This window comes from Krasilnikovia sp. MM14-A1259 (assembly GCF_047159535.1).
GTDB lineage: Bacteria > Actinomycetota > Actinomycetes > Mycobacteriales > Micromonosporaceae > Actinoplanes.
The window spans coordinates 3,323,699-3,343,586 of sequence record NZ_BAAGAJ010000002.1 but is presented as its reverse complement, the minus strand read 5'-3'; the positions used below and the strand labels follow the sequence as shown (position 1 = coordinate 3,343,586).

29 protein-coding genes are annotated in these 19,888 nt (G+C 70.2%); 27 read left to right on the top strand and 2 right to left on the bottom strand.

Annotation, left to right across the window (positions count from 1 at the left end):
• Nucleotides 1–33 precede the first annotated feature (33 nt).
• The 13 genes from ACMCNK_RS14820 to ACMCNK_RS14760 all read left to right on the top strand — a co-directional run bounded on the left by ACMCNK_RS14820 (nucleotide 34) and on the right by ACMCNK_RS14760 (nucleotide 5,400).
• Entirely contained in the window at nucleotides 34–357 is a 324-nt protein-coding gene (locus ACMCNK_RS14820) for a hypothetical protein (protein WP_412736997.1), read from the top strand.
• The gene (locus ACMCNK_RS14815) at nucleotides 354–1,772 is read left to right on the top strand and encodes a hypothetical protein (RefSeq protein WP_412736996.1); all 1,419 of its coding nucleotides are present in this window, start codon (nucleotides 354–356) and stop codon (nucleotides 1,770–1,772) included. The genes ACMCNK_RS14820 and ACMCNK_RS14815 overlap by 4 nt, the downstream gene beginning before the upstream one ends.
• Nucleotides 1,772–1,999 carry a helix-turn-helix domain-containing protein gene (locus ACMCNK_RS14810; protein WP_412736995.1) on the top strand — a complete coding sequence of 76 codons (228 nt, stop codon included), beginning with the start codon at nucleotides 1,772–1,774 and terminating at the stop codon, nucleotides 1,997–1,999. Before ACMCNK_RS14815 ends, ACMCNK_RS14810 begins: the two co-directional genes overlap by 1 nt.
• A complete protein-coding gene (locus ACMCNK_RS14805; RefSeq protein WP_412736994.1) occupies nucleotides 1,996–2,283 on the top strand; it encodes a hypothetical protein in 288 nt (95 codons plus the stop codon). The genes ACMCNK_RS14810 and ACMCNK_RS14805 overlap by 4 nt, the downstream gene beginning before the upstream one ends.
• A 5-nt stretch (nucleotides 2,284–2,288) precedes the next feature.
• Nucleotides 2,289–2,702 (top strand): hypothetical protein, encoded by a 414-nt coding sequence (locus ACMCNK_RS14800; RefSeq protein ID WP_412740859.1) that lies wholly within the window; start codon nucleotides 2,289–2,291, stop codon nucleotides 2,700–2,702.
• Nucleotides 2,702–2,944, top strand: a complete 243-nt coding sequence (locus tag ACMCNK_RS14795) for a hypothetical protein (RefSeq protein ID WP_412736993.1) — start codon at nucleotides 2,702–2,704, stop codon at nucleotides 2,942–2,944. Before ACMCNK_RS14800 ends, ACMCNK_RS14795 begins: the two co-directional genes overlap by 1 nt.
• Nucleotides 2,941–3,162, top strand: coding sequence for a helix-turn-helix domain-containing protein (locus tag ACMCNK_RS14790; protein WP_412736992.1), 222 nt, complete (start codon nucleotides 2,941–2,943; stop codon nucleotides 3,160–3,162). Before ACMCNK_RS14795 ends, ACMCNK_RS14790 begins: the two co-directional genes overlap by 4 nt.
• Nucleotides 3,159–3,713, top strand: a complete 555-nt coding sequence (locus tag ACMCNK_RS14785; protein WP_412736991.1) for a hypothetical protein — start codon at nucleotides 3,159–3,161, stop codon at nucleotides 3,711–3,713. Before ACMCNK_RS14790 ends, ACMCNK_RS14785 begins: the two co-directional genes overlap by 4 nt.
• The gene (locus tag ACMCNK_RS14780; RefSeq protein ID WP_412736990.1) at nucleotides 3,710–3,907 is read left to right on the top strand and encodes a hypothetical protein; all 198 of its coding nucleotides are present in this window, start codon (nucleotides 3,710–3,712) and stop codon (nucleotides 3,905–3,907) included. The genes ACMCNK_RS14785 and ACMCNK_RS14780 overlap by 4 nt, the downstream gene beginning before the upstream one ends.
• Nucleotides 3,904–4,125, top strand: a complete 222-nt coding sequence (locus tag ACMCNK_RS14775; RefSeq protein WP_412736989.1) for a hypothetical protein — start codon at nucleotides 3,904–3,906, stop codon at nucleotides 4,123–4,125. Before ACMCNK_RS14780 ends, ACMCNK_RS14775 begins: the two co-directional genes overlap by 4 nt.
• On the top strand, nucleotides 4,122–4,298 hold the full coding sequence (locus ACMCNK_RS14770; protein ID WP_412736988.1) for a hypothetical protein: 177 nt from the start codon (nucleotides 4,122–4,124) through the stop codon (nucleotides 4,296–4,298). Before ACMCNK_RS14775 ends, ACMCNK_RS14770 begins: the two co-directional genes overlap by 4 nt.
• Before the next feature lie 293 nt (nucleotides 4,299–4,591).
• Nucleotides 4,592–5,185: a hypothetical protein gene (locus ACMCNK_RS14765; RefSeq protein ID WP_412736987.1), complete on the top strand. Its 594-nt coding sequence runs from the start codon at nucleotides 4,592–4,594 to the stop codon at nucleotides 5,183–5,185.
• The gene (locus ACMCNK_RS14760; RefSeq protein ID WP_412736986.1) at nucleotides 5,182–5,400 is read left to right on the top strand and encodes a hypothetical protein; all 219 of its coding nucleotides are present in this window, start codon (nucleotides 5,182–5,184) and stop codon (nucleotides 5,398–5,400) included. Before ACMCNK_RS14765 ends, ACMCNK_RS14760 begins: the two co-directional genes overlap by 4 nt.
• A 124-nt stretch (nucleotides 5,401–5,524) precedes the next feature.
• Here the strand turns inward: ACMCNK_RS14760 and ACMCNK_RS14755 are convergent, their stop codons facing one another.
• A complete protein-coding gene (locus ACMCNK_RS14755; protein WP_412736985.1) occupies nucleotides 5,525–5,677 on the bottom strand; it encodes a hypothetical protein in 153 nt (50 codons plus the stop codon).
• Between the two features lie 62 nt (nucleotides 5,678–5,739).
• Here ACMCNK_RS14755 and ACMCNK_RS14750 point away from each other — a divergent pair, with 62 nt between their 5' ends.
• The 12 genes from ACMCNK_RS14750 (at nucleotide 5,740) to ACMCNK_RS14695 (ending at nucleotide 15,531) form a co-directional block, all read left to right on the top strand.
• The gene (locus tag ACMCNK_RS14750; RefSeq protein WP_412736984.1) at nucleotides 5,740–6,024 is read left to right on the top strand and encodes an endonuclease domain-containing protein; all 285 of its coding nucleotides are present in this window, start codon (nucleotides 5,740–5,742) and stop codon (nucleotides 6,022–6,024) included.
• Nucleotides 6,025–6,139: 115 nt separating this feature from the next.
• Nucleotides 6,140–6,352 carry a hypothetical protein gene (locus ACMCNK_RS14745; protein ID WP_412736983.1) on the top strand — a complete coding sequence of 71 codons (213 nt, stop codon included), beginning with the start codon at nucleotides 6,140–6,142 and terminating at the stop codon, nucleotides 6,350–6,352.
• Nucleotides 6,349–7,818: a terminase large subunit domain-containing protein gene (locus ACMCNK_RS14740; protein ID WP_412736982.1), complete on the top strand. Its 1,470-nt coding sequence runs from the start codon at nucleotides 6,349–6,351 to the stop codon at nucleotides 7,816–7,818. Before ACMCNK_RS14745 ends, ACMCNK_RS14740 begins: the two co-directional genes overlap by 4 nt.
• 13 nt (nucleotides 7,819–7,831) lie before the next feature.
• On the top strand, nucleotides 7,832–9,271 hold the full coding sequence (locus tag ACMCNK_RS14735) for a phage portal protein (RefSeq protein WP_412736981.1): 1,440 nt from the start codon (nucleotides 7,832–7,834) through the stop codon (nucleotides 9,269–9,271).
• Nucleotide 9,272: 1 nt separating this feature from the next.
• Nucleotides 9,273–10,130, top strand: a complete 858-nt coding sequence (locus ACMCNK_RS14730) for an HK97 family phage prohead protease (RefSeq protein ID WP_412736980.1) — start codon at nucleotides 9,273–9,275, stop codon at nucleotides 10,128–10,130.
• A gap of 2 nt (nucleotides 10,131–10,132) precedes the next feature.
• Nucleotides 10,133–11,605, top strand: coding sequence for a phage major capsid protein (locus ACMCNK_RS14725; RefSeq protein ID WP_412736979.1), 1,473 nt, complete (start codon nucleotides 10,133–10,135; stop codon nucleotides 11,603–11,605).
• 76 nt (nucleotides 11,606–11,681) lie between these two features.
• Nucleotides 11,682–12,347: an HNH endonuclease signature motif containing protein gene (locus ACMCNK_RS14720; protein WP_412736978.1), complete on the top strand. Its 666-nt coding sequence runs from the start codon at nucleotides 11,682–11,684 to the stop codon at nucleotides 12,345–12,347.
• 64 nt (nucleotides 12,348–12,411) lie between these two features.
• Nucleotides 12,412–13,173, top strand: coding sequence for a glycosyltransferase family 2 protein (locus ACMCNK_RS14715; RefSeq protein WP_412736977.1), 762 nt, complete (start codon nucleotides 12,412–12,414; stop codon nucleotides 13,171–13,173).
• Complete coding sequence (locus tag ACMCNK_RS14710) at nucleotides 13,170–13,361, top strand: hypothetical protein (RefSeq protein ID WP_412736976.1); 192 nt, start codon at nucleotides 13,170–13,172, stop codon at nucleotides 13,359–13,361. The genes ACMCNK_RS14715 and ACMCNK_RS14710 overlap by 4 nt, the downstream gene beginning before the upstream one ends.
• Entirely contained in the window at nucleotides 13,354–14,052 is a 699-nt protein-coding gene (locus ACMCNK_RS14705) for a hypothetical protein (protein ID WP_412736975.1), read from the top strand. The genes ACMCNK_RS14710 and ACMCNK_RS14705 overlap by 8 nt, the downstream gene beginning before the upstream one ends.
• The gene (locus ACMCNK_RS14700) at nucleotides 14,045–14,629 is read left to right on the top strand and encodes a class I SAM-dependent methyltransferase (protein WP_412736974.1); all 585 of its coding nucleotides are present in this window, start codon (nucleotides 14,045–14,047) and stop codon (nucleotides 14,627–14,629) included. The genes ACMCNK_RS14705 and ACMCNK_RS14700 overlap by 8 nt, the downstream gene beginning before the upstream one ends.
• Nucleotides 14,626–15,531 carry an NAD-dependent epimerase/dehydratase family protein gene (locus ACMCNK_RS14695; protein ID WP_412736973.1) on the top strand — a complete coding sequence of 302 codons (906 nt, stop codon included), beginning with the start codon at nucleotides 14,626–14,628 and terminating at the stop codon, nucleotides 15,529–15,531. Before ACMCNK_RS14700 ends, ACMCNK_RS14695 begins: the two co-directional genes overlap by 4 nt.
• Before the next feature lie 1,051 nt (nucleotides 15,532–16,582).
• On the opposite strand, the gene ACMCNK_RS14690 is transcribed toward ACMCNK_RS14695, so the two are convergent.
• The gene (locus ACMCNK_RS14690) at nucleotides 16,583–16,858 is read right to left on the bottom strand and encodes a PEP-CTERM sorting domain-containing protein (RefSeq protein ID WP_412740858.1); all 276 of its coding nucleotides are present in this window, start codon (nucleotides 16,856–16,858) and stop codon (nucleotides 16,583–16,585) included.
• Here ACMCNK_RS14690 and ACMCNK_RS14685 point away from each other — a divergent pair.
• On the top strand, nucleotides 16,794–19,238 hold the full coding sequence (locus ACMCNK_RS14685; RefSeq protein WP_412740857.1) for a glycine-rich domain-containing protein: 2,445 nt from the start codon (nucleotides 16,794–16,796) through the stop codon (nucleotides 19,236–19,238). The genes ACMCNK_RS14690 and ACMCNK_RS14685 overlap by 65 nt on opposite strands.
• A 16-nt stretch (nucleotides 19,239–19,254) precedes the next feature.
• On the top strand, nucleotides 19,255–19,878 hold the full coding sequence (locus tag ACMCNK_RS14680; protein ID WP_412736972.1) for a phage gp6-like head-tail connector protein: 624 nt from the start codon (nucleotides 19,255–19,257) through the stop codon (nucleotides 19,876–19,878).
• Nucleotides 19,879–19,888 lie beyond the last annotated feature (10 nt).

Here is a 19,888-nt window from a genome sequence, read left to right as displayed (position 1 = left end):
CTCCCACGACCAGCACCGCAGAAAGGCCCGCAGGTGACCATCAACCTCGATCCCGGAACCACGCTCGCCGCCACCGAAGCCCTGCGGAGCAGACGCGGCCGGCCGTGGACCGACGAACAGGTCGCCTACCTGGTCGCCCTCGCCTACGACACCGGCCGCCGCCACACCCTGGCCGCCGACCTCGCCGAGACCGTCGCCTGCTGGCAGGAAAACCACACCCCGGCACAGACCCGGGAGCAGCGGGTCGCCGCCCGCCTGGCCGAGATGGAACGCCGGTCCGGGCCGCCCGCCTATCAGGGCGGCCCCGTCGACTGGGAAACCGGCCGGCCGTTGCGCGCCCTCGAGGCCGTCGCATGAGGCAGCTCTCCACCGACGAGATCAACGAGGAGCTCGACCGGCAGACCGGCATCGAGGCGTGCCACCGCACCTTCCGCCGCTGGCTCGGCGCCGAGTACGACACCGGCAGCCTCGACGCCGTCCTGGCCGTCGCCGCCTGCAACGACCTTGGCGGCGACCCGCCGTGGCTGCTGGTCGTCTCCGGCAGCGGCAACGCCAAGACCGAGACCGTCGGCGCCCTGGCCGGCATCGGCGCCCACATCACCAGCACCGTCACCAGCGAGGGCGCGCTGCTCTCCGCCACCCCGGCCAAGGAGAAGCAGCGCGGCGCCACCGGCGGGCTGCTGCGCAAGATCGGCGACAAGGGCATCCTCGTCGTCAAGGACTTCACGTCCATCTTGTCCATGAACCGGGACCTGCGCGCCTCCGTGCTCGCCGCGCTGCGGGAGGTCTACGACGGCCGGTGGGAACGCAACGTCGGCACCGACGGCGGCAAGACGCTGACCTGGGAAGGCCGCATCGTCATGGTCGGCGCGGTCACCACCGCGTACGACGCCGCCCACGGCGTCATCGCCGCCATGGGGGACCGGTTCGCGCTGGTCCGTGTCGACTCCACCAGCGGACGTCTCGCCGCCGGCCGCCAGGCCCTGCGCAATGTCAACCACGAGACCAAGATGCGCACCGACCTCGCCCAGGCCGTCGTCGAGTTGATGCGGTTCCACCTGCGGCCCGAGCGGGCCGAGCTCGAGGACGCCGACATGGACGTGCTGCTGTCCGTCGCCGACCTGGTCACCTTCGCCCGCACGGCAGTGGAGCGCGACTATCAGGGCAATGTCACCGACGCGCATGCCCCGGAGATGCCGACCCGGTTCGCCAAGATGCTCGGCCAGCTCGTCCGCGGTGGTCTGGCTCTCGGCATGGGCCGCGAGCGCGCCCTGGCCACCGCGGTCCGGGTGGCGGGGGACTCGATGCCGCCGCTGCGGCTGGCCATCCTCGAGGACCTGCTCAATCATCCGCACTCCACGACCACGGAGGTCCGCAAGCGGCTGCAGCGGCCACACAACACGGTGGACCGCGAGCTGCAGGCGCTGCACCTGCTCAGCCTGCTCGAGCAGCACCAGCGGGAAGGGTCGCAGGGGTGGCGGTATGTGCTGTCCGATCTTGTCGACCAGCTCGCGCTCAAGGCCCTGGTTTCCAGAAATGTCACTACACGGAATGTTGGAATACAAGAAGTAGGGCCGTCGACCGAATCCCTTACTGACATTTCTGGAAACGCAGGCGCTTCCAGAAATGTCACCAGCCAGGTCGGCGGGCCCGGGTCGGCGCCGCCGGCCGCCTCCGATGCGCCCTTGTGGCCCGACCGCGACGACGTCTGCCCGGCCTGCCGGTGGCCCTACGACTCCCAGGCCCACCTCAGCGGCTGCGACGGCGCGTGATGACCAACGTCCACACGCCCGTCTGGGAGCACATGCGTACCGAGCTCGTCGTCCGCCGTGCCCTGCTCGGCTTCACCCAGGCCGAGGCGGCCGCGGCAGCCCGGATCTCCCGCGAAGCCCTCAGCACATACGAGCGCGGCGCCCGTAACCCGCCGGTCGACGTCCTGAGCCGCCTGGCGGCCGTCTACGGCCTCCGGCTCGCCCTGCTCCCGGAGGAGGAGCCGTGAGCGACCCCGAGCACTTCGCCCCGATCGTGTACCGCCACTTCGTCCGCCTCAAGGAGATCCCCATGACGCAGATCGCCGACCAGCCCCCGCCCGTCCCGAACGACCGGCCGTCCATCCTGGCGCTCGTCCGCGCCGACCTCGAGGAACGCGAGCGCGTCGGTGTCCAGCGCTACGGCACGCCGCTGCAGGCGCACAACGGCCGTGACGCCCTGGTCGACGCCTACCAGGAGGCCCTCGACCTGGCGGCGTACCTGCGGCAGGCCATCGCGGAGCGGGACGCGTGATCGCCATGAACCACTACGGCACCGGGCGCCGCTTCGAGTGGAAGACCCGCGACGACCTCGCCGCCAACGGGTACGACGTCATCCGGGCCGCCGGCAGCAAGGGCGGCACGAAGATCGACCTCGCCGGTTTCAAGCCGGGCGAGCTGGTCCTCGTCCAGTGCAAGACCGACGGCGCGCTGCCGCCGGCCGAATGGGACCGGCTCGTCGAGGTCGCCAACTGGGTCAAGGCCGTTCCGCTGCTCGCCATGAACGGCCCCCGCGGCCGCGGCGTGGCCTACATCGAGCTGCTAGGGCCGAAGCTGCGCGGCAAGCAACTGCAGAACCAACTCTGCCGCCCGTTCATCCTCGACCGCTTGGCCGCCGCTGCCGTTCAGCCGCCGCCCACCGCGGACGCCTGGAATCAGGTCGGGGGGCTGTGATGGATCCCGTCGACCTGCTCGCCCTCGAGGCCGTCTGGCGGCCCCACGGCGCCAAGCTGGTGCGCCGCATGCTGGCCCTGGCCGACCAGGTGGAGGCCTGCCCCCTGATTCCAGGCGTCACCGCGGCGCTGCTGATTCGGGACGTGCTGGAAACCGACTACGACCCGCTGCAGGCGCCGCAGGGTGTCCCGCCGAATCGCGGCATCGCCAGCCGCGGCATTGCCACGGAGCCAGGATCATGATCCGCATCGACAATGCCGGCCAGGCTGGCCCCAGCCTCGGCGATCTGCGGCGAATGCTCCGCACCGTTCAGTCCGATCTCGCCGCGCGTGCAGGTTTCGATCAGTCGCTCGTCTCGAAGTGGGAGCGCGGGCACAGCGTGCCCACCGTCGACTCGCTCATTCGTACTGCTCACGCGCTCGGCTACGACCTGGCGCTCGTACCCCGGGAGGACGCGTGACCCGCTACTTCTACGACACCGAGTTCCTCGAAGACGGCCGCACCATCGACCTGATCTCGATCGGCATCGTCGCCGACGACGGCCGCGAGCTGTACCTCGTCAACCGCGACGCACCCTGGCGCCGAATCCGCAAGCACCCCTGGCTCATGGCCAACGTCGTACCCGGCCTCCCGAAGCCTCACGGCGACTGGATCCTGCACATGCCGAAGCGCTGGCTCTTCGACTTCAACCACCCGGCGGTACGCAGCCGGGAAGCCATCGCCAACCGGGTCGCCGCGTTCCTGCTCGGCAACGACCTGGAGACCTACACCGACCTGGAGCTGTGGGCCGACTACGGCGCATACGACCACGTGGCGCTCTGCCAGCTCTTCGGGCCGATGATCGCCCTACCGCCCGGCGTGCCGATGTTCACCAACGACCTCCAGCAGGCCATCCGCGCCGCAGGGTCGCCGCCGATGCCGCAGCAGGACGCCGGGCTGCATAACGCCCTCGCTGACGCGCGACACGTCAAGGCGTGCTTCGACGCCCTCGCCGCCCGGGAGGACGCGTGAACCAGCCATTCACGACCACGACCTGCACCGACTGCCAGGCCACCCTGCGCCTCAGCCCCTGCGGCTGCTGGACCGACGACAACGACCGCCGCAACTGCCCCGGCACGCTCGCGGCGCACGAACCAGCCCGCGGCGTTCAGCCCGAGATCTGCCCGAAGGTCCAGGCGGACGAGTGCCCACGGGAGGGCGCGTGACCACGTACGAGGAATGGCGGGTCACCGGCGACCCCGGCGCCGGTTTCCCGAAGTACGACTTCACCTGGTCACCCGAGCGCAACCCGGACCTGGGTGACCCCGAGACCGGCGCGCGCAAGTTCGTGGCACTGATCGCGTCCTGCGGCGGATGGCCGGACGGCCCGCACCTGCAGCGGCGCACCAAGACCGTCACCGAGTGGGAGGCGATCGAGCCGTGAGCGACCAGACGTTCTGCTGGCTCTTCACGTGGGTCGCCATCACCCTCGGATGGTTCGTGCGCATCGTGCACGTCCAGTTCGGCCAGATGTCCGGCTTCCTGCTCGGGTTCATCGGCGGCGCCCTGCTCGTCGCCGCACTGGAGCGCCGGATGTCGCGCAGGGGTGGAGAGTGAGCGCGCCGTGCGTCCGCTGTGGGCGGCCCATCGCCGACGGCGCGTACGCGTGCCGATCGCCATGCGGCTCAGAGCTCGCCAGAGCCCTGCAAGTGGCTGCCGGTCATGCCGAGGACGCGGAAGCCACGATCGCCCGCCAGGCGCGGTTCGGGACCGGTCAACGGGCGTCCTCAGTCGAGCCGCTACCCGTGGATCTCACCGCAGCGGCCAAGCTAAGTCCGATAGAGACGGCAATCTACGGATGGTCCCGGATCGTCACCGAGGAAACCGGACGGCGCCCACGATGGCGGCCCATGGCCGGGCCCATGTGCACCGGACTCGCCGGCTCCTGCGGGCACGACTCCTGCGCCAGCATCCGGCGCCGCTGGCCCGGACCGTCGCTCGCCCTCGAAGCGGCCTGGCTGTCACGGCAGGTCGAATGGCTGCGCAAGCACCAGGCCGCGGCGGAGGCGTTCGAGGACCTGCACCGCGCGTGCGAGGCCCTGGCGCGGCTCGTCGACCGGCCACCCGACAAGGACCTCGTCGGCATGTGCGACTGCGGAAAGGTGCTCTACGCGCCCCAGGGCGCAGACGTAGTGCGCTGCCCCGAGAGCAACTGCCGCCTCAAGTGGAACGTCGCCGAGAGCCGCGGCATCCTCCGCAAGGCCCTCGACGGACGTCTCGTCACCGCCGCTGAAGCGGCACGGCTCGGCCAATACCTCGACACCGACCGCACCCAGGAGCAGATCCGCAAGCTGATCAACGCCTGGGCGTCACGGCACATGATCGCCGCCCACGGCCAGGCCGAAGACGACGACGGCCTGATCGAGGCCACATACCGGTTCGGGGACATCTCCGACCGGCTCGCACGGACACCACGACGCAGCCGCCAAGGAGCCGCAGCATGACCGACACCGGGCCCGCCTGGGCCGCCGCCGTACGACCCGGCGACACCCTGATCGTCGCCCTCGAAGGACCTCGCTCGCGGGAGCAAGTCGAGCGGACCGCCAAGCTCCTGGCCGACGAATTCGAGCCGATCGGCGTCAGGGTGTGCGTCATCGACGGCGTTCGCCAGATGACCGTGGTCCGGACCGGGGATGTGACGCAGCGCGACCACAGTTGACGGTGTTGATCACGCGCTGTACTGTCACCGCCATCACGACAGGCGCACCCTGTCCAGCGCGCATCGCATCAGCTCAGAACCCCTCGTTACCCCCGTGGCGAGGGGTTCGCTGTATCCGGGGCGGTTACCCTCGCGCGATCGCCATGAGCAGCCATCCACCGAACGCACACGCTGCCGCGCCCACCGCGTAGAAGAACAGCAGTTCCACCCGGGCCAGCAGGCCCATGAATCCAGCCGCTCTGCGCAGCTTTCGATTCGCTCGCTCCATTTGGTCCATTCGGCGAAGACTAGGGCCTCAACCAATCGGGCGACTCCCACAGAGGGACAGGCCGGTGAGCCATGAGCAGGCCAGGACTCAGCACCACCCAGCGTGGCTACGGCATAGGCCACAAGCGAGCACGCCTCGCGGCCCTCGAGCACCTACGCCACCACGACGGCCAGCCCTGCCACCACTGCGGCAAGCCCATGTGGCACGCGTACGCAGCACGCCTTGACCTTGACCACACCGACGACCGCACCGGCTACCGCGGCCTCGCGCACGCAAGCTGCAACCGACGCGCTGGCCAGGCCAAAGGGATGCGCGCCCGTACCGTCGTCACGCGACAGCGCTCACGCAACTGGTGACCGCCACCCCGGCAGGGGGTGGGGGGTACCCCTCGCACGTGATCCACAGGGCCAGACGACCCCGCGCCTCAGTCGCCAAATCTCCCTCCGAGCGATCCCAACGGGACGGTGAGTGATGGCCGGGCGCCGCGAGATCCTCGAAAGCCTGCGCGATCAGCTCATCGCCGCGTGCCCGGCGTCGGAGCTCAAGGAGCTGCCCGCGCTGTCGCGTGAGCTGCGCCAGGTCCTCGCCGAGCTCGACGCGATCCCGGACGGCAAGGCGAAGGCGCCGGCGGACGAGATCGCCAAGCGGCGGGCAGATCGCCGGCGCAAGGCCGCCGCCGGATGACGGTCATCGACCTGGCCGCCGCGCAGCCGCGCGTGCTGCACCTGCCCCGGTTCGGCACCAGCGCGGGCGACGAGATCATCGACCTGGCAGCCTCGGCCGGCCTCATCCTCGATCCCTGGCAGCAGTTCGTCATGCGTAACGCGATGGGCGAGCGCGACGACGGCCGCTGGGCGGCCTTCGAAGTGGGGCTGGCTGTTGCCCGCCAGCAGGGCAAGGGATCCGTACTCGAGGCGCGGGAGCTGGCCGGGCTGGTGCTGTTCGGCGAGAAGCAGGTCGTGCACACTGCGCACGAGCTGAAGACGTCGATGAAGCACTTCAAGCGGCTGATCCGGCTGTTCGACGGCTCGGACGACCTGCGCCGCCGCGTCAAGAAGGTGATCAACTCCAACGGCAAAGAGGGCCTGGAGATGGTCAACGGCGCCGTACTCGAATGCCTGGCCCGCACGAAGAACGCGGGCCGCGGCTTCACCGGTGACCTGGTCGTGCTCGACGAGGCGTACGCCCTGACCGACGAGCAGATGGAAGCGTCGATGCCCACCATGCTGGCCGTCGACAACGCCCAGGTCTGGTACACGTCGTCGCCGCCGCTGGACGCGATCTCCGGGCAGATCCTGATGGCGGTACGCGACCGCGGCGAGGCCGGCCAGGCGGAGCGCCTGGCCTGGTTCGACTACGGCCTTGCCGGAAGCCTGGACCAGATCGACGAGATGGACCTCGACGACAGGGCCTCCTGGCTGGCCGCGCTGCCCTCGATGCGCTCGGGCCGAGTCCGCGAGGAAAACGTGCAGGTCATGCGCGACGTGCTGACCAACAAGGGCTTCGCTCGGGAGATCTTGGGCATCTGGCCGCCGAAGCCGTCGCAGCTCGGCTTCCGGGTGATCGCCGAGCGGTACTGGACCGCGATGCTCGACCCCGGCGCCGAGATGACCGGGCGGCCCGCGATCGGCGTGTACGTGCCGCCGGATCGCTCCTACTCGGCGATCGCCGCGGCCGGGGCCCGCGACGGCGGCGGCCGGATGGTTGAGCTGACCGGCAACGACGACCAGGGCGACGACTACCGGCCCGGCACCGCGTGGATCGTGCCCCGGCTCAAGCAGCTCGAGGCGCACAAGCCGTCGGTGATGGTGATCGATGACAAGGCGGTCGCCGACGAGGCGGAGGCGGCCGGCCTGGCGGTGCACCGGGCGAACGTCGCCGACGTGGTGACCGGCTGTCAGTTGCTCTACGACGGGATCGCCGGCGCCGACCCGGAGGGCCGGACCGTGCATCATCTCGGCCAGCAGGCCATGACCGACGCCGTGGCCGGCGCGGTCAAGCGCAAGGTCGGCAACTCGTGGGCGTGGGAGCGGCACGACCTGACCGCCGACATCGGTCCGCTCGCTGCGGCGTCACTGGCGCTGTTCGGCCACTGCACGCCCCGGGCTCACCGCCCGCTACCTACCGCGCCGATGGTGGCGTGGCGATGACGGGAGGAGCACCGTGGGCCTGATCAGCGCCCTCCGTAGCGCCTTCCGACCGCGCGGCGACGTGGCCCGCTACACGCTGTCGGACTACCTGCAGTGGTCCGCCGAGTTCGGCGCCATGCAGGACCCGATGGGCTACCGCACCACCTACGGCAACATGCCGGCGGAGCCGATCGGTGAGAGCTTCGTCCAGTACGTCAACAACGCGTACCGGTCCAACGGCATCGTCTACGCCTGCGAGATGGTCCGCGTCAAGGTCTTCGCGGAGGCCCGCTTCCAGTTCCAGGCGCTGCGCGGCGGCCGCCCGGCCGAACTGTTCGGCAACCCGTCGCTGTCGATCCTCGAGCGCCCGTTCGCAGGCGGCACGACCGGCGACATGCTGTCCCGGATGATCCTCGACGCCGACTTCGCCGGGAACTGGTTCGGCACGATCGTCGACGACGAGCTGGTGCGGCTGCGCCCCGACTGGGTCGACATCGTGCTCGCGCCCCGCTACGGGCCGGGCGGCGGTCAGGTCGGGTTCCGCAAGGTCGGCTTCATCTACTACGAGGGCGGCAAGCAGGGCCAGGGCGCCCTGTACGGGCAGGAGCCCAGCAGTCCGGTGGTGTTCCTGGCCGATGAGGTGGCGCACTTCGCTCCCTCGCCCGACCCGCTCGCCGAGTACCGCGGCATGTCCTGGCTGACGCCGGTGGTCCGCGAGATCCAGTCGGACGGGGCGGCGACCCGGCACAAGCTGAAGTGGTTCGAGAATGCGGCCACACCCAACCTTGCGGTGTCGCTGGCGAAGGAGATCACGCCGGAGCAGTTCGAGCTGTTCGTCGAGAAGATGGACTCGCAGCACAAGGGCCCGGAGACGGCCGGTAAGACCCTGTACACGGCGGGCGGGGCGGACGTGACGGTCATCGGGGCCGACATGAAGCAGATGGACTTCAAGACCGTGCAGGGCGCCGGTGAGTCCCGCATCGCCGCCGCCGCCGGGATCCATCCCGTCGTGGCGGCCCTGTCGGAGGGCATGCAGGGCTCGTCGCTGAACGCCGGGAACTTCCAGGCCGCCAAGCGCGCCGTCGGGCAGATCACCTTCCGGCCGCTGTGGCGCAACGCCGCCGGCAGCCTCGAGGTCCTGGTCCCGTCGCCGGACCCGGCGACGTCGCGGCTCTGGTACGACTCCCGCGACGTCGACTTCCTGCGCGAGGACGAGCGCGACGCCGCCGACATCCGCAACAAGGACGCCCAGACGGCGCGGACCCTGCTCGACGCCGGGTGGGAACCCGACGCCGCGGCCGCGTTCCTGCAGTCCGGCGACGCGCGGGACCTGATCGGCCGGCACACCGGCCTCTACTCCGTGCAGCTTCAGCCGCCCGGCACCGCGGCCCCGGTCGCCGTGCCGGCGGCTCGTGCCCAGCAGTTGCTCGACGCCGGCTGGAGGCTGGCCCTCACCGACAAGGCAGGAGGCTGACGTGGCGCACACGCCCACCCAGGCCGTCAACGACCAGCCCGACCGTGGCGGCGAGACCGACGAGACCGCCGTGCGGCCGCCCAGCCAGATCTCGCTGACCTACCAGCGGGTGTACGACCTGGACGGCATCGAGGTCCTGTCGCGCGCCAAGGGCGGCGACGGCCGCACCGTCGAGGCGTACGCGGCCGTGTTCGATGTCCGCAAGGAGATCCACGACCAGCACGGCGACTACATCGAGGAGAACGACCCGGCGATGTTCAACCGCACCATCAAGAACGGTGCGGCTCGGCGGGCGCTGGTGCTGTACAACCACGGCTTCGACGCCCGCGGCAAGTCCGGCGGCCTGCCGACGGTGCCGATCGGCCGGCCAGTGAAGATCGAAGCGGACCGGCGCGGCCTGCTGACGGTGAGCAGGTACAACAACTCCGAGTTCGCCGACATGGTCCTGGAGTCGATCAAGAACGGTGACATCACCGCCCAGTCCTACGAGGGCCCGATCTACCGGTCCAGCCCCGACCGAGTACCCAAGGTCCGCCGCGGCGGCCCGCTGCCGGTCGTGCGCAGGCTCGAGATGGGCCTGAAGAACTACGGGCCAACCCCGACCCCGTACTACGGGGAGGCCGAGATCACCGCCGTGCGGTCGGTGATCGAACTTGCTGAGGACTTCGCGCGTCTGGACGCAGAGCAGCGCGAGGAACTGATCCGGGCGCTGTCCACCACTCCCGGCTGGGACCCGGAGACAGCTGCCATTCTCGCCACTCCCCACCGGGGACCCGGCGCCGAGGACTCGCGGGACACGCACTCCGTTCGGCAGAAGGCCATCCGCCTCAAGGCGGAACTGCTCGCGAGAGGAATCTGATCATGGCCGTGCGCCGATCGGACACGTTCAAGGCCGAGATGGAGGCGATGCGCGCCGAGATCAAGGTCATCGAGGAGATGGAAGACCCCACCGACGAGGACCTGGCCCGCGCCGAGGCCCTGCTCGCCGAGTGGGACGGCAAGAAGGAGCTGTTCGACCAGGCCGTCGAGCGGGAGCGCAAGACCGACGAGGTGCTGCGCGCCGCCCTGGACAACGGCCACACCGAGGCCGGCGACGGCCCGGTGCGCCGCGGCCCCGAGGTCAAGCGCTCCGTCGACCCGTTCGAGGACAACCCGGAGTTCCGGGAGCTCATGCGGTCGGCGAAGCGGGCCGAGGTGGTCAACTTCGACGCCGAGAAGACCATCGAGCGCGCCAAGTACGCCGTCGACGGCGTGCCCCGCTGGGTGAACGACCAGACCAAGGAGCGGCTGCACGAGCTGCTCGACGGCGACGACGAGACGAACACCCCGCTGATCGCCCGGCACATCGTGCTCACCGGCTCCCCGGAGTACCGGTCGCAGTTCATGGAGTACGTCCGCTCCATGGGCAAGTACGTGCCCGAGCTGCTGCGTACCGCGATGAGCCTCACCGCTGGCAACGGCGGCGTCCTGGTCCCGCACTTCCTGGACCCGACGATCATCATCACGAACTCCGGCGTCTACGGCGGCACCATCCGCTCCATGTCCACGGTCAAGACGATCGCGGTCAAGCAGTGGGAGGGCGTCACCAGCGCGGGCATCACCGCGAACTGGACCGGTGAGGCCACGGCCACCAGCGACGCGTCGCCGACCTTCACCAGCCCGACGATCGTGGCGAAGAAGGCCGACGCCTGGCTCACCGGCTCCTACGAGGTCCTCGAGGACACCGGCTTCTCCAACGAGCTGGGCCGCCTGCTCGGCGACGCGAAGACCCGCCTCGAGGAGGCCGCGTTCGCCACCGGCAACACCGGCGCCACCATCCCGCGCGGTGTGGTCGCCGCCGTCGCCGCGGTCACCGCGTCGATCGTCACCTCGGCCACGACCGGCGCGTTCGTGGTCGGCGACGTGCACAACACGTCGAACGCGGTCAACCCGCGCCAGGAGCAGAACCTGGGCTGGCTGGCCCACAAGGGCATCTACAGCCGGATCAGGCAGTTCGACACCTCCGGCGGTGGCGGCTTCTGGGCCAACCTGAACATCGGCCAGCCGCCGCTGCTGCTCGGCGCGCCGGCGCTGAAGTCCGCGTCGATGACCTCGGTCGTCGGCAACGGCACGAACATCCTGCTGGCGGGCGACTTCAGCCAGTACTACATCGTCGACCGGATCGGCATGAGCGTGATCTACGACCCGCTGGTCAAGACCACCGCGTCCGGTGCGGCTCCGACCGGCCAGGCAGGGTGGTACGCCCACTGGCGCGTGGGGGCCGATGTTGTGAACGCAGACGCTTTTAGATTGTTGCAGCTTAACCAGGTAGCGGCGGCAACTGCGCTGGCCTAAGCCGTTCAATCTCGCATACCATTGAGGGATGGCATGCGAGATTGAAGGCTGCAACGGGGTAGTCCGAGCGCGGGGTATGTGTCGTCGGCACGGCCGGGAGGCCAAGCCGGTCGAGTGCTCCGTGGAGGGCTGCGAAGGTTCGGTGCTGGCGCGCGGCTGGTGCCCGATGCACTACTGGCGGTGGCGTAATCACGGTGATGTCGGCGGGGCCGAACCGACCCGCAAGGGAAAGCGGCCCTGCCGCGTCGCCGACTGCGGAAACGACGCGATCACCCGCGACGACCACTGCCCAACTCACCGCCGCCGCAAGCGGCTGTACGGCAGCGAGCACGGCACGCTGTCGACGCACATGCCCTGTGCGGTCTGCGGAAAGCCGTCGATGCACGGAACGCGCACCATCGACCGCTGCGAGGAGCACGCCTGGGACCGGGTCCTGGACCTGTATCTCGCAGGCCAGTACGCGGGTACGCCGAACACCAAGAACGGCTACGTCTACCTGGCCGTGCGGAAGAAGCTCAAGGCGGCTCACCGCCTGGTGATGGAACGCCACCTCGGCCGGGAGCTGATCCCGGGCGAGGAGGTGCACCACCGCAACGGCCACCGGGCGGACAACCGCCTGGAAAACCTCGAGCTCTGGTCGAAGAGTCAGCCCGCGGGTCAGCGGGTCGAGGACAAAGTCGCGTGGGCGCTGGAGCTTCTGGCGCTGTACGCGCCAGACCGGCTGGCGCCGCCAGCCGAATAAGCGGGGAACTGCCCGGCGCGCCCTCCCGGTCGCCGGGCAGTTCCCTATCCAACCGGGAGGAACCTTGCGAGACCCGCAAGAGAAGGTCGTGGTCGCCTACCTGCGGCCGTCCACGGTCCACGGCTCGTTCATGGAGAGCCTGATGGACCTGCTCATATACGACTTCGCCACGCATCGCCGGATCGCCGAGGGTGGCGGCCGGCTCAGCTACCAGGCCGGAGCCAACCTGTCCGGCCCGCGCAACGAGGTCGTGCGCAAGTTCCTGGCCTACGGCCAGGCGGACTGGCTGTGGATGGTCGACTCCGACATGGTGTTCGAGCCGGACACGGTCGAGCGGCTGCTGGAGCAGGCCGATCCGGAGACCGCGCCGATCGTCGGCGGGCTGTGCTTCGGCCTGGACGACCGCGGCGACATCGTCCCGACCCTGTACGGGCTGATGGGCGACGCGGACGACCCGGCGAACCTGGACGTGGTCCGGTTCGACGAGTGGCCACCGGACTCGATGTTCCAGGTCGTGGCGACCGGCGCGGCGTGCCTGCTGATCCACAAGAGCGTGCTCGAGCGGATGCGCGACTTCGAGCTGCCATCCCGCCCGGGCCGGGTCGGGTTCAACGACGCGTTCCCGTGGTTCCAGGAGCTGGAGCACGACGGGCGGCCGGTGTCCGAGGACATCGCGTTCTGCTGGCGTGCCGGGCTGCTGCAGATCCCGGTGTACGTGAACACCGCGGTCAAGATCGGTCACGTCAAGGACCGGCTCCTGACCATGGAGAGCTACTTCCTCGCGCGGGGCCTGCTCGCGCCATCGCATGTGGGGGTCGGGGTATGAGCCAGGTTCAGGTGTTCCCGCTGATCGACGGCTTCATCGGCTACGGCGACGGCGCCTCGATCAAGGTCGAGACCGGCACCCCGCTCGACGCCGACCACCCCGTCGTGGTCGAGCGGCCGGAGCTGTTCACCAAGCCGCCGACCGAGGAGCCGAAGCGCGGCGGGCGTTCACGGACGTCGAATGGCTGACCTTGTCGTCATCGTCCCGTCCCGCGGGCGACCGGAGGCGGCCGCCGCCCTCGCGGCCACCTTCGCGGACTTCTGCACGGCGGACACGCTGCTGACCTTCGCCGTCGACGAGGACGACCCGGCCGTCCCCGCCTACAGCGACCTGACCCGCTCGTGGCCGCAGGTCCGGGTCGGTGTCGCCGACGCGCCCTCCACGATGGTGAAGACGCTGAACAGCGCGGCCACGCTCGATGCCCGCCTCGACGAGCCGCCGTTCGCCATCGGGTTCATGGGCGACGACCACCGCCCCCGCACCCGCGGCTGGGACGCCACGTACCTCGAGGCGCTCCACGAGCTGGGCACCGGGATCGTCTACGGCAACGACCTGCTCCAGGGCCACCGCCTGCCCACCCAGTGCGCCATGACCTCCGACATCATCCGCGCACTCGGTTTCATGAGTCCGCCCGAACTGCGGCACATGTACGTCGACAACTTCTGGCGCGACCTCGGCAAGGCCGCCGGCTGCCTGCGCTACCTGCCGGACGTCATCGTCGAGCACCGGCACCCGGTGGCCGGCAAGGCGCAGATGGACGAGGGCTACCTGCGGGTCAACGCCCCGGCCGTCTACGAGGCCGACGAGCGCGCGTACGCCGAATACGGCCGGACCCGGCTCGCCGGGCACGTGGCGAAGGTGCAGGCGCTCCGTGGGTGAGTGGCAACTGTTCGAGCCGGGCACCGTCCCGGAGTGCACCCGGCCGGAGTGGTACATCGGCCGCGAGCACGCCCCGCACCTCGAGCAGGCCGGTCACCGCGAACGGCTGATGGTCGCGGCCGCCTACGTCGCGCAGGCGGCGTTCGGCACCAGCCTGCGCACGGTCGTGGACCTGGGCGCCGGCGACGGCGGGCTGCTGTCGCTGCTCGGCCCGGGCCTGCGCGCCTGGGGCTACGACCTGATGCCCGCGAACGTCGACGCGGCCAAGGAGCGCGGCGTCGACGTCCGGCTCGGCGACGCGGTCGACGGCGACATCGACTGGGCCGACATCGCCGTCTGCACGGAGATGCTCGAGCACCTGGTCGACCCGCACGCCTTCGTGCGGCGGATCGCCAAGAACTGCCGGGCGCTGGTGTGCTCGTCGCCCGCCGACGAACGGCCCGGCCAGGCGTACGAGTTCCACACGTGGGCGTGGGACGAGGCCGGCTACCGAGCCCTGGTCGAGCAGGCCGGGTTCCGGGTCGTCGCGGGGCGGCGGTCCACCCGGTTCCAGGTGCTGCTGGCGGTGAAGCCGTGAGGGCCCTGGTGACAGGGTCGGCCGGTCTCGTCGGCCGGCACGTCAGCGCCGAGCTGGAGCGCCGCGGCTGGGTGGTCGACCGGTGCGACATCCTGTCGGGCTGGGACGCGCTGGACGTGTTCCGCCAGGGCGGCAACGACTGCATCCAGCACTACGGCCTGGTGGTGCACGCGGCGGCGTCGTCGCCGCATCGCGCCGCGATCGACGGCGAGCCGCAGCACTTCGCCCGGAACCTGCAGCTCGACAGCGCGATGTTCGACTGGGCGGTCCGTACCGGGCAGGGCCGGGTGCTGTACCTGTCGTCGAGCGCGGCCTACCCGGTCGATCTGCAGAGTGGTCAGCCCCAGCGTCGTCTCAACGAGTACTGCGACCTCGACCTCGACGGCTGGGTGCCGGTCGATGACGGCTGGTATCAGATGACTCCGGACGCGAACTACGGCTGGACGAAGTTCATCGGTGAGCGGCTGGCCGAGCAGGCTCGCGCGGCCGGGCTGCCGGTCACCGTGGTGCGGCCGTTCTCCGGCTACGGCGAGGACCAGGCCGAGGACTTCCCCTTCCGGGCCCTCGTCGAGCGGGCCCGGCGCCGCGAGGACCCGTTCGTGATCTGGGGCGACGGCAATCAGGTCCGCGACTGGATCCACATCGACGACGTGGTGGCCGGGATGCTCGCCGTCGCCGAGTCGGGCACCGAGGAGCCGGTGAACCTCTGCACCGGCGTCGGCTGGTCGATGGCCGAGCTGGCGCACATCGCCTGCGACCTGGTCGGCCACAAGCCGCGCTTCGAGTACCTCGCCGACAAGCCGGCGGGGGTCGCGTACCGGGTGGGCGACCCGGCGCGGTTCCACGAGCACTACAAGCCGACCGTGACCCTCGCCGAGGGCATCGCCCGGTCACTGCGGTAGCACGACGCCGACTCCCGATCGGCGCTCGCACGTCCGGCGGCTGCGCCGATTCGCACCTTGAAAACTGAATCTCTGGGGAGGCGTCCGTGGCGCGTCTGATCGGCCCCGACGAGGCGTGCCGTGTCGTCTACCTGGCGACGGGCACGAACCGTGGCAAGGCGCTGGCGCAGGGAATAGCCGCGCCCATCTACAGCGACCAGGCGCTGACCACGCCGGCGAGCATCCTGACGACCACCGGTGACGCCATCGCCGGGTCGACGTTGACGATCGACGCATACAGCAAGATCCCGCTGTTTCAGTTCCCCGACGGTGTGGACACGGTCTACACCAGCATCAACGGTGGCCCGGCGGTGCCGCTGTACGCGAGGACCGACGACCGGCTCGACGCGCTCGCCACGCGGGTCACCGCCGTGGAGGCGGGAGGCAGCGGCGACACGTTGCTGGTCCACAAGGCCGGCACGGAGACGATCACCGGGGACAAAACTTTCAGCGGCGCCGTCACGGTGCCTACTCCGTCGAGCGCGAGCCACGCGGCCACCAAGAGCTACGCGGACGGCCTGGTCGACGACCTGTCGGGCGTGACCGACGCGGCAGCGTCACGGACGAACCTCGGGTTGGGCAACTCCGCCACCCGCAACGTGGGCACGACGGCCGGCACGGTGGCGGCCGGCGACGCAGCCCCGAACACGCACGCCAGCTCGCACGCGGCCGACGGGAGCGACCCGATCTCCGCCTCCACGCTGCGCGGGGCGGTGACGGCGAAGTCGACGAACTACACGCTGGTCACCACCGATGGGCTGGTCACGGTTGACGCCACCGGCGGCGCCCGCACGATGACCCTGCCGACCGCGGTCGGGATCACCGGCAAGCAGTTCGAGATCAAGAAGGTGTCGAGCGGGCCGAACGCGGTCACCATCGCCACCACTAGCGCCCAGACCATCGACGGCCTGACGAGCCTCGTCCTGGACGCCCCGCAGTACTCGGTGGTGCTGCGCTCCGACGGCTCCAACTGGCAGGTGGTGAGCCGCCGGGTCGGCTCCGCGAAGGTGCTCTACGCCGACGACTTCGCCGCGGTCGCTGACGGGGTGACCGACTGCATCACGCCGATCCGCAACGCGATCTCGGCTCTGCCATCGACCGGCGGCACGATCATGTTCGGGCCGGGTACATACGCGATCAGCAACACGATCCTGCGGTCGAAGGCGGGCATCCGGCTGCAGGGCCTCGGCCCCGACGTCACCACCATCAAGGCGCTCAACAGCATGAGCGCGATGGTGCTCGGCTCGGGCACCACCAGCCAGCGCAAGGCGATGATCGTCGACGGCATCACCTTCGACACCAACGCCGGGCTGCCCGCGGTGATCGACTCGATCGGCTACGCGGACGCGGGCACCGTCTACCAGAACTGCCGTTTCACCGGCGGTGGCCTCTACCTCAGCCTCACCAGCACCCACGATTCGGCCGTCGAGTCGTGCGACTTCTTCGGCGACGGCATCGCCCGCGTCACGTGCGTGTCGATCGGAGGCGGATCGCGGAGGCTGCGGATCCGCAACAACTACTTCCACTACATCGAGAACGGCGTCATCGTCGACACCGGCACGGGGTCCACTCGCGACGAGGAATACATCTTCGCGGACTCCGTAATCGAAAAGAACCGCTTCAACATGGGCTGGTGGCTGACGCCCACCCAGCTCGCCAACTCCGGCGGCACCGTCAGCTACACCAGCACGGTCCTGACCGACTCTGCCGCAAACTTCCCTGCGCTATCCGGCACTGGCGACTACGTGGTCCGGATCATGACCTCGGTGGCCACCGGCTCCGGCGCCGGGGTCACGTATCCGCGCATCGAGCTGGTGGACACGGGCGCCAACTTCGTGGCCGCGGGCATCGTTCGGGGCGACATCGTGCGGGTGGGTACGGCTTTCGCGGTCGTCGCCAACGTCCGCAGCGCCACCAACCTGGCCGTCGAGGAATGGCTGGACGACAGCACCCGGGCCCGCGTCGCCGTCCCGGCAGCGACCACCGCGTACACCGTCTATCACGTGGTGCTCGGCGTCGAGCAGTCCAACACCAGCACCACGATCACGGTCACACGCTGGTTCGACCTGACCGGCGCCGCGGTCACGCCGAGCGCGGGCACGCGGTACGAACTGCTATGGAAGCGGCCGAATTACGCGATTCACAGCGAAGTCGGCACCCGCAACATCCTGGTCGACCAGAACATCCTGAGTCGGCAGTGGTCGGACGGCATCAGCATGTACGGCCCGGGCGTGCGGATCAGCGGCAACACGATCCGCGACGGCGAAGACATGGGCATCACGACGAATGGTCAGTCGATCGTGATCGGCAACATGATCTCCGGGCAGGGCGCGGGCGGGATCTTCACCGCCGGGAACGACTCGGTGATCGAGAGCAATGCCCTCGATGAGAATCAATGGGTAAACCCGGACACCAGGGGTTTGGGCGACATCATTCTGTGGGGCACCACAGTCCGCAACGTGATCCGCGGCAACACCTGCCGGGCCTCCGGGACCAGGGCGCAGACCCGGCACGGGATCGTCCTGTTCGGAGACGGCGTCACCTCGCCCGGGGTCAACGCGAACGTCATTGAGGGCAACGAGGTCACCGGCCACACCACCGCGGATTACAAGGTCGACCAGACCGTCACGGCCGGGGTCAACGACTTCGAGTTCGCACAGGGCACCTATGCCGTCGGCGGCGGTTCGGCGCCCCAGCGCCTGCGGATGGCCGGCACCGGCAGCCCCTCGGGCGTGGTCACCGCCGCGCCCGGTTCGACGTACCGGCGCCTCGACGGCGGCGTCGGCACCACCTTCTACGTCAACGAATCCGGCGGCACGAGCTGGACCGGGCAGGCCGGAATCCCCAGCGACGTTCAGGTCTTCACCAGCTCCGGTACCTGGACGATGCCGACCGGCGCCAAGGCCGTCAAGGTCACCATCATCAGTGGCGGCGGCGGTGGCGGCTCCGGCCGCCGCGGTGCCGCGGGCACCGTCCGCTGCGGCGGCGGCGGTGGCGGCGCGGGCGGCGTCACGTACGCGATCATCCCGGCGTCCGCGATCAGCTCCCCGGTCACGATCACGGTCGGCTCCGGGGGAGCGGGCGGCGCCGCGCAGACCGCGAACGACACGGACGGCAACAACGGCGTGAACGGCGGCCTGTCGGCGTTCGGCAGCAACCTGCGGGCCCAGACCGGGGCGAGCACCCGGGGCTCCGGCGGCACCGCATCGTCCGGCACGGGCGGCTCCGGCGCGGTCGGCAACCTGAGCGGCTCCACGGGCGGCCCGGGCGGTTCGGCGTCGGCCACCGGCGGCGCGGGCACCGCAGGAACGTCCGGACCGTACACCGCGGGTGGCGGGTCGGGCGGTGGCATCACCAGCGGCAACTCGGCTTCGGCGGGCGGCAACGGCGGGCAGAGCTCCACGATCTCCGCCTCGTCGGCGCCTGCGGGCGGGGTGGTGGACAGCACGCCGCCGGGCGCCGGCTTCTCGCAGGCCGCGAACAGTGGCCTGCCCGGCACCGGTGGTGGTGGCGGCGCCGGGAGCATCACGACGACGGCGCAGGACGGCGCGGCGGGTGGCATCTACGGCGCCGGCGGCGGCGGTGGCGGCGCGAGCCTGAACGGCAACAACTCCGGGGCCGGCGGCGCTGGCGGCAACGGGATCATCACCGTGATCACCGAATTCTGATCGGGGGCGGTGACGCATGCCGGTACCCGCAGGCGGACTCGACGACGGGTCGCTGTACACCGACCTCGAGACGGTCAAGGCGACGCTGGGCAAGTCCAGCACCGACGACCGCGATGACCTGATCAACAGCGCCATCAACGCGGCCTGCCGGGCGATCGACCAGCGCTGCGGGCGGTACTTCTACATAGACACGCATGCCAGCCCGCGCACCTTCCGCCCCCGTGGCCACGTGGTCTGCGACGGCGGCGACACGATTCTCAGCGTCGACGACATCGCCTCGGCTGACCTCACCGTCGAGACGGGCAGTGGCATCGGCACGACCTCGTGGACTGCTGTCACCGCGTACGAGCTGGGCCCCGACAATGCCGACGCCCGCGGCCGCCCCTGGACCAGGATCCGCGGCGCGGGTGCCTGGGTTCCCGTCGGCGGCAAGGTCCGCATCACCGCCACCTGGGGATGGCCGGTCGTGCCCGACGAGATCTGCCAGGCGGCGGCGCTGCTCACCGCGCGCCTGTACCGGCGCAAGGACTCCCCGCAGGGCGTCGTGGGCTCATCCGAGTGGGGTGTGGCCCGGGTGTCCCGGTTCGACCCGGACGTCGAGTCGCTAATCAGCCCGTTCGTCATTCCGCTCGTCGCCTGAGGAGCCCCGT